Annotated in this window: 11 protein-coding genes; 4 read left to right on the forward strand and 7 right to left on the reverse strand. The window is 64.7% G+C overall.

Annotated elements, in window-relative coordinates:
- Positions 1-2 precede the first annotated feature (2 nt).
- The 6 genes from CH273_RS06125 to CH273_RS06150 all read right to left on the reverse strand — a co-directional run bounded on the left by CH273_RS06125 (position 3) and on the right by CH273_RS06150 (position 7943).
- Positions 3-1943: an ABC transporter ATP-binding protein gene (locus CH273_RS06125; protein ID WP_032395586.1), complete on the reverse strand. Its 1941-nt coding sequence runs from the start codon at positions 1941-1943 to the stop codon at positions 3-5.
- An 8-nt stretch (positions 1944-1951) separates the two neighbouring features.
- On the reverse strand, positions 1952-3682 hold the full coding sequence (locus CH273_RS06130) for an ABC transporter ATP-binding protein (protein WP_032395341.1): 1731 nt from the start codon (positions 3680-3682) through the stop codon (positions 1952-1954).
- 88 nt (positions 3683-3770) lie between these two features.
- Complete coding sequence (locus CH273_RS06135) at positions 3771-6062, reverse strand: MMPL family transporter (RefSeq protein ID WP_032395342.1); 2292 nt, start codon at positions 6060-6062, stop codon at positions 3771-3773.
- 2 nt (positions 6063-6064) lie between these two features.
- Positions 6065-6703 carry a TetR/AcrR family transcriptional regulator gene (locus CH273_RS06140; RefSeq protein ID WP_094632062.1) on the reverse strand — a complete coding sequence of 213 codons (639 nt, stop codon included), beginning with the start codon at positions 6701-6703 and terminating at the stop codon, positions 6065-6067.
- Positions 6704-6789: 86 nt separating this feature from the next.
- On the reverse strand, positions 6790-7248 hold the full coding sequence (locus CH273_RS06145; RefSeq protein WP_032395344.1) for an RrF2 family transcriptional regulator: 459 nt from the start codon (positions 7246-7248) through the stop codon (positions 6790-6792).
- Positions 7249-7307: 59 nt separating this feature from the next.
- Positions 7308-7943, reverse strand: coding sequence for an SOUL family heme-binding protein (locus CH273_RS06150; RefSeq protein ID WP_032395345.1), 636 nt, complete (start codon positions 7941-7943; stop codon positions 7308-7310).
- Positions 7944-8057: 114 nt separating this feature from the next.
- Here CH273_RS06150 and CH273_RS06155 point away from each other — a divergent pair, with 114 nt between their 5' ends.
- Positions 8058-8963: a sterol desaturase family protein gene (locus CH273_RS06155; protein WP_032395346.1), complete on the forward strand. Its 906-nt coding sequence runs from the start codon at positions 8058-8060 to the stop codon at positions 8961-8963.
- Here CH273_RS06155 and CH273_RS06160 read toward each other — a convergent pair.
- Entirely contained in the window at positions 8944-9633 is a 690-nt protein-coding gene (locus CH273_RS06160; protein ID WP_032395347.1) for a YceI family protein, read from the reverse strand. The two genes, CH273_RS06155 and CH273_RS06160, sit on opposite strands and share 20 nt — an antisense overlap.
- Before the next feature lie 120 nt (positions 9634-9753).
- On the opposite strand from CH273_RS06160, the gene CH273_RS06165 reads away from it, so the two are divergent.
- The 3 genes from CH273_RS06165 to CH273_RS06175 are packed head-to-tail and all read left to right on the forward strand — an operon-like array spanning position 9754 to position 12166.
- Positions 9754-10764, forward strand: a complete 1011-nt coding sequence (locus CH273_RS06165) for a PHP domain-containing protein (RefSeq protein ID WP_032395587.1) — start codon at positions 9754-9756, stop codon at positions 10762-10764.
- Positions 10761-11675 carry an alpha/beta hydrolase family protein gene (locus CH273_RS06170; RefSeq protein WP_032395348.1) on the forward strand — a complete coding sequence of 305 codons (915 nt, stop codon included), beginning with the start codon at positions 10761-10763 and terminating at the stop codon, positions 11673-11675. Before CH273_RS06165 ends, CH273_RS06170 begins: the two co-directional genes overlap by 4 nt.
- Positions 11676-11710: 35 nt before the next feature.
- Positions 11711-12166, forward strand: coding sequence for a hypothetical protein (locus CH273_RS06175; RefSeq protein ID WP_032395349.1), 456 nt, complete (start codon positions 11711-11713; stop codon positions 12164-12166).
- The last annotated feature ends 402 nt before the right edge of the window (positions 12167-12568 follow it).

Genomic DNA, 12568 nt, shown 5'->3' on the forward strand with positions numbered 1-12568 from the left:
TGCTACGAATTTCCGTGCACCTGCGGCGCAGCCGCTCCAGCCGCATTCAGCCGGAAGTAGGCACCCCTGGCCGCGAGCAGTTCCTCGTGATTGCCCTGCTCGACGATGCTGCCGTTCTCCATCACCACGATGGTGTCCGCGTCGCGGATTGTGGAAAGCCGATGCGCGATAACGAAACTGGTGCGATCGGTGCGCAGCTTCGCGGTGGCCTTCTGCACCAGCAGTTCGGTGCGGGTGTCGACGGAGCTCGTGGCCTCGTCGAGGATGAGGATCAGCGGCTTGGCCAGGAAGGCGCGGGCAATGGTGATGAGCTGCTTCTCACCGGCGCTGACGTTGTTGCCTTCCTCGTCGATGATCGTGTCGTAGCCGTCGGGCAACGAGTGCACGAATCGGTCGACGTAGCTCACCCGCGCGGCCTCGAGGATTTCCTCCTCGCTGGCACTCGGGTCACCGTAGGCGATGTTGTCGCGAATGGTTCCGCCGAACAGCCAGGTGTCCTGCAGCACCATTCCGGTACGGGCTCGCAATTCTTCGCGGGTCATCTTCATGGTGTCGACGCCGTCGAGGGTGATACGGCCGGAATCGATCTCGTAGAACCGCATGATCAGGTTCACCAGGGTGGTCTTGCCAGCACCGGTCGGTCCGACGATCGCGACCAGATGCCCGGGATCGGCAACCAGCGACAGGTTCTCGATCAGCGGGCGGGCGGGCGAGTAGCCGAACGAGACGTTCTCGAATTCGACGCGTCCTCGGCGCTGAGTGGGTCGCACGGCATCGGCCGGGTCCGCGTCCTCTTCCTCGGCGTCGAGCACCTCGAAGATGCGCTCGGCGGACGCCACACCCGACTGCACCAGGTTGACCATCGAACCCACCTGGGTGAGCGGTTGCGTGAACTGACGCGAGTACTGGATGAACGCCTGCACCTCACCGAGCGTGAGCGTGCCCGACGCGACCCGCAGCCCGCCGACGACGGCGATGACCACGTAGTTGATGTTCCCGAGGAACATGATGACGGGCATGATCATGCCGGAGATGAACTGCGCCCGGAAGCTCGATTGGAACAGCTTCTCGTTGCGGTCGCCGAATTCGCGTTCCACGTCGGCCTGACGGCCGAAGGCCTTGACGATCTCGTGGCCCGTGTAGGTCTCTTCGATCTGCGCGTTGAGCTTGCCGGTGTGCTTCCACTGCGCGACGAAGTGCGGCTGTGAACGCTTGGCGATGACGGCGGTGACCGCGAACGACGCCGGAATGGTCAGCACCGCAACGAGAGCGAGCAACGGCGAGATCCAGATCATGACGCCGAGGATGCCCAGGACGGTGAGGATGCCGGTGATCAATTGGCTCAGCGTCTGCTGCAGGCTGGTCGAGACGTTGTCGATGTCGTTGGTGACGCGGCTCAGCGTCTCGCCGCGAGCATTGTTGTCGAAGTACTTCAGCGGCAGTCGATGCACCTTGGCTTCGACGCTGCCGCGCAGCAACAGGATTCGACGCTGCAGCGCGATGTTGAGGATGTATCCCTGCGCCCAGGCCAGCACCGCAGAGAGCACATACAGAACCAGGACCCACATCAGTACGGTTCCGACTGCACCGAAGTCGATTCCGGCTCCGGGAGTCAGGTTCGTGCCGGACACCAGATCCGCGATGGAGTCGTTGCCTTGGGCGCGCAGCTGGTCGATGGCCTGGTCTCTGGTCTGACCCGGATCGAGCTCGCGGCCGACCACACCGTTGAAGATGAGGTCCGTCGCGTGTCCGAGGACGCTGGGCGCGGCGACGGTGAGCACGGTGCTGGCGATACCGAACGCCAGCATGATCGACAGGAGCACTCGCTCGGGAGCGAGCAGGCCGATCAGTCGTTTGAACGAGCCCTTGAAGTTGCGGGCCTTGGTTCCCGGCTTCACAGTCTTGGAGACGGGAGCGATGTCCTCCTCTTCCGCCTTCTCCACCTGCGCGGTCACAGTGCACCCACGGCGTGCTGCGAGTCGACGATCTCGGCGTAGGTGGGGCAATCGGCCATCAATTGGTCGTGGGTACCCACACCTACCGGCTTTCCGTCGTCGAGTACGAGTATCTGATCGGCGTCGATGATGGTCGAGACGCGTTGAGCGACAACGATCATGCACGCATCTCGCGTCACTGCCTTCAGCGCCGCACGCAGATTGGCGTCGGTGGTGAGGTCCAGCGCGGAGAACGAGTCGTCGAACAGATAGATGCTGGGTTTGCGGACCAACGCGCGGGCGATGGCGAGGCGTTGCCGCTGACCGCCGGAGACCGTCGTACCGCCCTGGGCGACGGGTGTTTCCAGTCCCTCGGGCATGGCCCGAACGAAGTCGGCACCCTGGGCGATCTCGAGTGCTTCCCACAGTTCGGCGTCGGTGGCGTCGGATTTGCCGTAACGCAGGTTGCTCGCGATGGTGCCCGAGAACAGGTACGGCTTCTGCGGAATCAGACCGATCTCCGAGCGCAGCAGGTCCAAATCGAGTTCACGAATGTCGACTCCGCCGACGCGTACCTCACCGCCGGTGACGTCGATCAGTCGCGGAATCAGGTTGACGAGAGTGGACTTTCCCGAGCCGGTACCGCCGATGATGGCGGTGACCTTGCCTGCCTCGGCCCGCAGGTTCACCCCGCACAGCACCGGATACTCGGCTCCGGGGAAGGAGAATTCGGCGTTGACGAGCTCGACCGTTCCCGGCGAGGACGTGAACGTCTTCGGCTTGTCGGGCAACACGACCGAGGATTCGGTGGCGAGGACCTCGCTGATGCGGTCGGCGCACACCGACGCACGGGGCACCATCATCGCGATGAACGACGCCATCATCACCGACATGAGGATCAGCATGATGTAGCTCAGAAGTGCTGTGAGAGAGCCGATCTGCATCGTGCCGTCGTCGATCGCGTGGCCGCCGAACCAGATGACGGCGACGCTGGTGACGTTGCTGATGAGCATGACCGTCGGGAACATCAGGGCCATGAGCCGTCCGACGCGAAGGGCGGTATCGGTGAGCGCGCTGTTGGCCGCCCCGAAACGGTCGACCTCGAAGTCCTCGCGAACGAACGCCCGTACCACGCGGATGCCGGTGATCTGTTCACGCAGAACACGATTGACGGCATCGATGCGCTTCTGCATGGAGCGGAACGCCGGCACCATCTTGACGATGATCAGACCCATCGAGATGGCCAGACCCGGCACGGCGATGAGCAGGATCCAGGACAGCCCGAGATCCTCGCGCAGCGACATCACGATGCCGCCGACGCACATGATCGGGGCCATCACCACGATGGTGAACCCCATGACGATCACCAACTGCACCTGCTGAACGTCGTTGGTGTTGCGGGTGATCAGCGACGGCGCACCGAACTGGCCGACCTCACGGGCGGAGAACGTACCGACGCGATGCAGGATGGCACCGCGCAGGTCGCGTCCGACACCCATGGCTGCGCGCGCACCGATGAACACCGCCGCGACCGAGCTGATGATCTGCACCGCCGACACCAGCAACATGACGCCACCGGCCGAGAGGATGTAGCCGGTGTCGCCGGTGGTCACACCCTTGTCGATGATGTCGGCGTTGAGACTGGGCAGGAACAGGGCCGCCAGCGTGGCGACCAATTGCAGCAGAACCAGCGCGACGATCGGCATCTTGTACGGGGCCAGATACGTGCGCAGCAGGGGAATCAGCATGATGGCCGAAGATTACTCGTACACATGGATAACAGTCTCTCCGTTTTTCGAGTGTTGCGGGTAATCTTCGGCCGACCGGCTCAGACCGTTACTCGGTCGTCTTCTCCGGTGCCGTCTTCAGCTTGGCACCTTCGATGTCGACGTTGGGCAGGATCTTGTCCAGCCACTTCGGCAGCCACCAGGCCTTGTCGCCCATCAATGCCATCACCGAGGGAATCAGCACCATCCGCACGACGAACGCGTCGAAGAACACGGCCGCGGCGAGCGCGAATCCGATGGACTTGATGAACGAGTCCGGCTCGGCGATGAACGCGGCGAACACCGAGATCATGATGACCGCAGCCGAGGTGACCACGCGTGCGCCGTACTTGAACCCGTTGACGACGGCATCCTTGGCGGCGGCTCCGTGAACGAATTCCTCACGCATACGCGAGACGAGGAACACCTGGTAGTCCATCGCGAGACCGAACACCACACCGATGAGGAAGATCGGCATGAAGCTGACGATCGGCTGCGGGTTGGAGATCAGGCCGAGGCCGCCCTCTTGGAAGATGAACACCGTGGCACCGAAGGTCGCGAGCACGCTGAGCAGGAACCCGAGCGTTGCGGTCAGCGGCACCAGGATGGAGCGGAACACGAGCATCAGCAGAACGAAGGCCAGACCGACGACCACTGCCAGGTACGGGATCAACGCGTCCTGCAGTCGTTCGGAGACGTCGAGCTCGAGTGCCGTCTGACCGGTGACTCCGTAGGAGACGCCGTCACTGGCCACCACGCCCGGTTCGGCGTCGCGCAGATTCGCCACGAGGTTCTTCGTCTGCTCACTGTTCGGTGAGGACGACGGAGTGACCAGGATCTGTGCGGTGTCCCCGGCCTGGTTGACGGCGATGATCTGGGCGTTGGTGACGTCGGACTGCCCGGTGATGGTCTCGACGACCTTGCCGAACGACGCCGTGCGATCGGCCTCGGCCACGCCGGAAGCGTCGGCGATGACCAGCAGCGGGCCGTTGCGTCCGGGACCGAAGCCCTCGTCGACGACGTCGTAGGCCTGACGTGCAGGCGTCGACGGGTCGGCGGTGGCGGTCGACGGCAGTGCCAGCGACAGACCGGTGGTGGGTCCTGCGATGACACCGAGCAGGACGATGCCGCCGATGAGTCCCAGCGCGGGCCTCTTGACCAGGAATCGGGCCCAGCGAAGTCCGTTGGTCGGCGTGGCGTTCGGGTCTTCCGGGTCGGTGGTGTTGACGAACTTGATCTTGCCCGCGAAGGCCTTGCCCTTGTAGAGGCCGAGCATCGCCGGCAGGAACGTCAGTGCGATCAGTACCGCGATGAACACCGCGAAACCTGCGGCGAGGCCCATCTGGGAGAGGAACGGAATCCCGACGACGCGCAGGGCGACGAGGGCGATGAGCACGGTGGCACCGGCGAACACCACAGCCGAGCCCGCGGTTCCCACGGACCGTCCGACGGCTTCCTCTCGGTCGTCCGTCAACGTCAGTTCGTGGCGATAACGGGCGAGGATGAACAGCGAGTAGTCGATCGCGACGGCCAGACCGATCATGATCGCGAGGACCGGCGTGAACGACGACAGGCTCGCGAAGCCGGACGCCGTGGTGATCGCCAGGCTCGAGATACCGATTCCGACGATGGCGGTGATGAGCGGCAGGCTGGCGGCCGCGGCGGATCCGAACATGATGAGCAGCACGACGGCGGCGACGGCCAGACCGACGATTTCCGACGTACCGCCGGGCGCGACGTTCTCCTGCGCGACGGTGCCGCCGAGGAGGACGGTCAGTCCGGCGTCACGAGCGGGCTGCGCGGCCTCGTCGAGTTCGGTGCGGATCTGGTCGGTGACGTCGGCGAGTTCGACGTTGATCGGCACGGTCACGGTGCCGACGTTGCCGTTGGGGCTCAGCGGTGACGTGGCTGCCGCGTCGGCGGCCACCTGGTCGGCCGGGGTGCCCGCTTCGGTTGCCGCCTCGGTGTATCGCTCGATGATCGACTGATTGGCCGCAACCGGATTCGCCAGCGGCTGCGCACCTTCGGCGGGTTTGGCGGCGTCGATCTTCTCGATCTCGGCGATGGTTGCGTCGATCGCCGAGGTGTATTGCGGAGTGTCCAGCGTCTGCCCGTCGGGTGCCTGGAACACGTACTCGGCGCTGACGGCGGTGAGCGGGTCCTCGGCGGAGCCGAACCGCTCCGACTGCAGATCCAGCGCAGCCTGCGCGGGCGTTCCCGGGATGCTGAACGAGTTCGCGGTGGGGCCGGACAGCGTCGCTGCGCCCACTCCGGCGAGCACCAGAATTGCCAGCCACAGTCCGAGGACGATGCCCTTGCGTCGGTACGCGAATCTTCCGATTCGGTAGAGATAGGTGGCCACTGTCAAGCTCCTCGGTTGGGTTCGGACGGTTGCGGCTCGGGAAGTCCAGCGCGCAGTTGGTCGAAGGCGTCCTCGATGAGGGCCCTCGGCGTCGATGCGCCTGCAGAATCGGTGACCCAGATGTTCAGTGCTGCCGTGACGGCACCACCGACGGCCATCTGGAGCAGGTTGGGGTAGAGGTCGGTGTCGATGTCGGTACCGGTTCGCTCGGCGATGGCTTCGCCGAGTTTGCGGGTCAGCGATTGGTGCATCTCGAGCTTGCGGGCCATCAGGGCGGGGTTGGCTTCGATCAGCCGCGCTGCCGCGAAGGTGTCGTCCAGATCCCGGCCCGGGTCCGCGACGAGGTCGATTGCGATGTGCCGCAACGAGTCCCAGATCGGTTCGGTCGACGGCCTGGCGCGCAGGAGCTCGAACCATTCGAGGGCAGACACTTCGATGTGGTGAAGAACTGCTTCTTCCTTGTTGGAGAAGTAGTTGTGGAACGTGCGGGTGGAGACTCCCGCTTCGTGCGCGATGGCGTCGGCGGTGACCGCGTCGATGCCGTGCTCCTTGCCCAGACGCACGGCAGCCATGCCGAGCGCGTCGCGGGTGGCCGCCTTCTTCAGATCGCGAAGGCCAGTCGGAGAAGTCACGATTACCAACCTACGGAACTTGCACTGTTCTGCAAGTTTGCAGTGCTGTGCAATTTTGTCGATCCCGACACAGCCGGCGCCGGATGTGACTCAGGTCATCGACGCGCCCACGCGGTCGGCTCGCTGATCAGCTCTCCGACGAAGTCCGGCAGCTCGTTGTCGACGATGTCCGCCAGCGACACCGCCTCGAGCACCGCACGCAGATTGACGCGTACCGCCAGCCACACCCGGGTGAGCGGCTCGGCCGGACCGGAATACTCCGCATCCTCGGGCCGCTGACCGCGCACCGACGCCAACGGGCCTTCGACGGCCCTCATCACATCGGCAACCGAAATGTCCGACGCCTCCCGCGCCAACCAGTAGCCGCCGTCGGGTCCCCTCCTACTGCACACGAGATCTGCGCGACGCAGATCCGAGAGCACCGATTCGAGAAACTTGTGCGGGATTCCCTGCGCCATGGCCAGCGCCTCGGCCTTCGCGGGCCGCTGCCCACCGACGGCAGCGAGTTCGACGAGCGTGCGAACCGCATAGTCCGCCTTGGCCGTGATGTGCACGTTCAATTCCTACCATCGCAGTAGGGAATTAGCGAGCACGTGCGGGACACCCCGACGCGTCAGGAACCGTCCGGTACCGCCACGACCACCTCGTTACGACGCAACGGCGCCAAGGTCCACGGCGGATCGTAGAACCAGGTCATCGGCTCACCCAGCATCTCGATGCCCTCGGCGCGCAACGCTTCGGTCAACGCCGCGATCTGCGGTCGGACGTCGTCTCGGCTGCGGCCACCGCTGAAGCGCAGTACAGCGACCGTCTCCGCCGGAACCTCGGTCAACGTCACGCGGTCGTCGTCGGGCTCGGGCAGCGTGTCCATCGTCCACTCGGCCGGCATGAAGAACCGGACAACCCACCCGTCGCTGCCGGATGTACTCGATACCGGCGCAGTCATGGCGATCTTCTGCGACCCTGCCGGGGATTGGCTGACGGGAGCGGTCATCGCGAACCGTTTCTTGCCCCCGTTCCCGCCGAAGATGTAGCGAGCCAGGCGGCGGAAACCCTCCTGCCGTGCCTCTTCCTCATCGGCGTCGACGACTGTCTGCGCCGCGATGCGTGGTCGGTAACGACGGATCTCCACAGCATCGGTCAGTCGACGGCTCGTATGCGGCGGTTCCTCAGTACCGACCCGGATACCGACGACACCCAACGCCGACCCGACCACCTGTCCGATCGTGGACGCGATTTTCTGCAACAAGTCCGACTCCGCTCTCTCGGCCGATTGGTGCGCCGTCCTCCACGGTACGAGCCCTGGGGAAACCGAACAGAAAAGCGTTACACTCAACCTCTAACTGTCACGCAGGAGGTTTCGATGAGCGAGTGGATCGGTTCGGCGTGGAATGCACTCCCCGAACCGCTGCGCGATCCCGTGGCACTGGCCATTCCCGCGTTCGCACTGTTGTTGGCGATCGAGTGGATCGCGGCCGCGAAGCTCGAGGACGGTGAACGCGGTAGCTATTCCGCCAGGGATGCGCGCTCGAGCCTGAGCATGGGACTGGTATCCATCGCGACCACCACGGCATGGAAGGCGCTCGCCCTCGTCGCCTACACGGCGATCTACGTCTACGTCGCGCCGTGGCATCTTCCGGCCGACGCCTGGTACACGTGGGTGATCCTGATCCTGGGCGTCGACCTGCTGTTCTACGGATATCACCGCATCGCGCATCGGACCCGAATCATCTGGGCGACGCATCAGTCCCACCATTCGAGCGAGTACTTCAACTTCGCCGCGGCGCTGCGACAGAAGTGGAACAACAGCGGCGAGGTCATCATGTGGCTACCGCTGCCCCTGTTGGGCATGCCGCCGTGGATGGTGTTCGTCGGATTCTCGATCAACCTCGTCTACCAGTTCTGGGTGCACACCGAGCGCATCGACCGGCTGCCGCGTCCGTTCGAGTACGTCTTCAACACGCCCTCGCATCACCGCGTCCATCACGGCCGCGATCCGCAGTATCTCGACAAGAACTACGGCGGCATCCTCATCATCTGGGACCGCCTGTTCGGCACCTACGCCGAGGAGGTCGAGCGCCCCAACTACGGACTCACCAAGCCCGTCGACACATTCAACATCTGGACCCTCCAGACACACGAATACCGCAACATCGCGCGGGATGTTGCGGCATCGCGGTCATGGAAGGAGCGCGTCGGATATCTCGTCGGACCGCCGGGATGGACGCCCGAGCGTGCGCGAGAACCCGCTACTGCTGATTCAGATTGATCAGGAAATCGATGGTCCCGGACGGATCGACGGTGACGAAGCCGAGTGACGGCGGCTCGATCTGGTAGTCGGTCCACGTCGTCGGAATGGCACCCGACGCGATGAGCGTGTCGCCGGACTGCAGCACTTCCATCTCCACCGAGACCGGACGTGTCTGATCCTTGAGCGTCAACGTGCCCTCGGCGGTGACCGTCATGGTGGTGCCGTCCTTGGGCAGTGCGGACAGATCGATCGGCGAGTCGATGTTGAACGTCGCCGTCGGATAGGTCGCGGTGTCGAAGATGTTGCCGCGGAACTGACTGTCGCGACGGTCGCTGTCGGTGCTGATCGAGTTGGTCATGACGACCACCTGCCCCTCGGTGAGCGTGTTGTCGGCTATGACGACGTTGCCCGCGACCTCGGTCGTCGACCCGACGACCGTGACATCTGACCCGTTCAACAGCTCGTCGACGGTGTAGCCCGCGGCAGTCGTGTTGGCGGCGTCACCCGGAGTGACGATCCACCGTCCGTCGATGTCCTGTGTGGTCGCGGCCTGCGCGCCGGAGGTCGACACGGTTGCCGCCGGTGCGTCGTCGCCCTCGAACGAGGCATAGATCTTGGGGCCGAAATACAATCCGAGCGCCACTACGACAACGACGATCGCGCCGACAATCCACCATTTCTTGGTCATGACTGCCGATGGTAGTTGCAGCTTCAAGCCTATGGGGAGTGAGCGACCTGGTAAGTCCCTGAGAGTTTTGTCCGTTTACCCCGTGAACACGTGTCGGTACCGCCAGGCACAATGGACCGCATGGATCCGGTGGACGCACTTCGAGAGATCGGCTTCTGGCTCGAACGCTCCCGCTCGGACACCCATCGAGTCAAGGCCTACCGTCGGGCTGCAGATGTAGTCGAATCCCTCACGCCCGCACAACGATCCGAGCACGAGAAGGCGGACAGCTGGTCCTCGCTGACCGGTATCGGAGCCAAGACCTCGCTGATCGTTCGCCAAGCACTGACTCAGGACGTCCCGGACTATCTCCGCGAGCAACGAGACGCGGCAGAACCCATCGGAGACAACGAACTTCGCGGTGCATTGAAGGGCGATCTGCATACCCATTCCAACTGGTCCGACGGCGGCAGCCCCATCGAGGAGATGATGCGCACCGCCGCGAGGCTCGGTCACCAGTACTGCGCTCTCACCGACCATTCCCCACGCCTCAAGGTCGCCAACGGCCTTACCGCCGAGCGTCTGCGCGCACAACTCGACGTCATCGCCGAACTCAACGAGCGGCTCGCACCGTTCCGCATCCTCACCGGAATCGAAGTCGACATTCTCGACGACGGATCGCTCGACCAGGACGAGGGTCTGCTCGCAGAGCTGGACGTAGTGGTGGCGAGCGTGCATTCGAACCTGCGAGCCGACTCCAAGACCATGACCAAACGTATGGTCACCGCCATCGCCAACCCGCATGTCGACGTACTCGGTCACTGCACCGGACGGCTCGTCGAGGGTGGCCGCGGAACCCGACCCGAATCGACGTTCGACGCCCCCGTGGTGTTCGAGGGATGCCGCCAGTTCGGCACCGCAGTGGAGATCAACGCCAGACCCGAGCGCCAGGATCCCCCGGAGCGACTGATCGACATCGCCCTCGAGCGCGACTGCCTGTTCTCCATCGACACCGACGCGCACGCACCCGGACAGCTCGACTGGCAGGGCTACGGCTGCATCCGAGCCGAAGAGCGCGGCGTCCCCGCGGAGCGCGTGATCAACACCTGGCCGCTCACCGAACTGCTCGACTGGACGGATCGGCACGCGTGAATCGTCGCCACTTCCTCTCCGGCCTGCTGGCGGTCGCGCTGGTCGGCTGCAGCTCGGCCGACACCGACTCCTCACCGAGTACCGCAGAGACGTATTCGGCTGCGCTGCAACCGGTATCGGGCCCGGCCGGGGATCCCATTCGACTGAACTACGGATACGAACCGGACAACATCGGCGACCTGTACCTCCCCGACAACAACGCCACCTCGCTCCCGGTGGTGGTGATGATTCACGGCGGCGGATGGCAGGAAGACCTCGACCTGTCGTACTTCCAGCAGATGTCGACGGCCATCGCCGACGAAGGCATCGCCGTGTGGAACGTCGAATACCGACGCGGGCCGAACAATTGGGCCAACACCCTCTCCGACGTCGACGACGCCACCGAGGCACTGGCAACCGTCGTCCAGAATGCTGCCGATGGTCGGCTCGATCTCGATCGCGTCCACGTCGCCGGACACTCGGCAGGCGGCCAACTCGCCGCATGGGTCGCGGCTCGACACCTCATGCCCGTCGACGCGCCGGGCGCAGAACCGAAGATCCGACCACGCAGCGCCACCATCATGGCCGGCGTCTTCGACATGAAGCGGGCAGCCGACATCGGCGGCGACAAGTTCGTGCCTGCCTTCCTCGGCGGCATGCCGAACGAGGTGCCCGGACGCTACGAGATCGCCTCCCCCATCGAATACCTCCCCCTCGACGTTCCGCTCACTGCGCTGCACGGTGACGCCGATCAGACCGTCTCGGTGAACCAGAGCCGCGTCTACATCGACGCATCGACGAAGGCGGGCAGCACCGACCCCGAGCTCGTCGTCCTGCCGGGAGCGGGGCACGGAGCATTCCTCGACCCGAAGAACCTCGCCTGGTCGACGGCGCTGAGCACCATCACCGGACGTGCGCAGACCCTGCTCTGACGTCGGTGGTTCCGCCGGGGTGGTACACAGTTGCGATGAACGGAAAAATCGCGACCGGATTGCTCGGGCTGATCGTGGCCGTCTCGATTGCCGGATGCAGCAACGACCCGACGAGCGAGGAAGCGTCGAGCACCACCGTCGCCGCAGCGACGACGACCACTGCGACTTCCACGACTGTCCCCGCGACCACCACGGTCGACGCGCCCTCACCCGAGCCCGCTCCTGCGTCCGAGTTACCGCCCGCTGCCGAGCCTGCAGCTCCGACCGACGCGACCTCCGGCGTCACCGGTGAAGCGCTCTACCAGCAGACCTGTACACAGTTTCTGCCGTCGATCGATGCGCTCGAGCAAACCGGAATCTCCGATCGCGCCAAGTCGGTCGAGGGTCTGCGCAGCGAAATGACCACCGCGCCGAGCTGGAACGACGTGCCACCCGGCGATCAGAACGAAATTCTGCGGGGACTCGACGCCGCGGGTGCGGGGCAATGCTGAGTTCCTGAGTTGCCGCGGAGTTGGGGCCGGGGCTCTGCGATCCCGCAAACGCGCGCGCACTTGCCAGGTGCGCGCGAAATAGACCCCGAATCGATAGCGAATCCGAACGCAACCGACGAATGCGCGCGCGTTTGCAACGGACACAGCCCACAGGACCGAAACCCGCACCAGTGAACCCAGCACCTGTGAACTCCTGAGTGCGCCCCCTTCCGCCCCGCGATCCCACCCCGCCAAGCCCGCAAACGCGCGAGCACTTGCCAGGTGCGCGCGCAATAGACCCCGAATCGATAGCGAATCCGAACGCGTCTGACAAATGCGCGCGCGTTTGCGGCTGAACCCGACCCCGCGACACCCCGACCCGGCGACGCCGAGACCCCGCGACACCCCGACCCGGCGACACCC

This window comes from Rhodococcus sp. 05-339-2 (assembly GCF_002258965.1).
Taxonomy (GTDB): domain Bacteria; phylum Actinomycetota; class Actinomycetes; order Mycobacteriales; family Mycobacteriaceae; genus Rhodococcoides.

What these genes read in the sequence shown, in the direction of transcription:
- CH273_RS06130 (WP_032395341.1), bottom strand. Translation starts at nt 3,682, where the DNA reads ATGCTGATTCCCCTGCTGCGCACGTATCTGGCCCCGTACAAGATGCCG.
- CH273_RS06155 (WP_032395346.1), top strand. Translation starts at nt 8,058, where the DNA reads ATGAGCGAGTGGATCGGTTCGGCGTGGAATGCACTCCCCGAACCGCTG.
- CH273_RS06160 (WP_032395347.1), bottom strand. Translation starts at nt 9,633, where the DNA reads ATGACCAAGAAATGGTGGATTGTCGGCGCGATCGTCGTTGTCGTAGTG.
- CH273_RS06165 (WP_032395587.1), top strand. Translation starts at nt 9,754, where the DNA reads ATGGATCCGGTGGACGCACTTCGAGAGATCGGCTTCTGGCTCGAACGC.
- CH273_RS06175 (WP_032395349.1), top strand. Translation starts at nt 11,711, where the DNA reads ATGAACGGAAAAATCGCGACCGGATTGCTCGGGCTGATCGTGGCCGTC.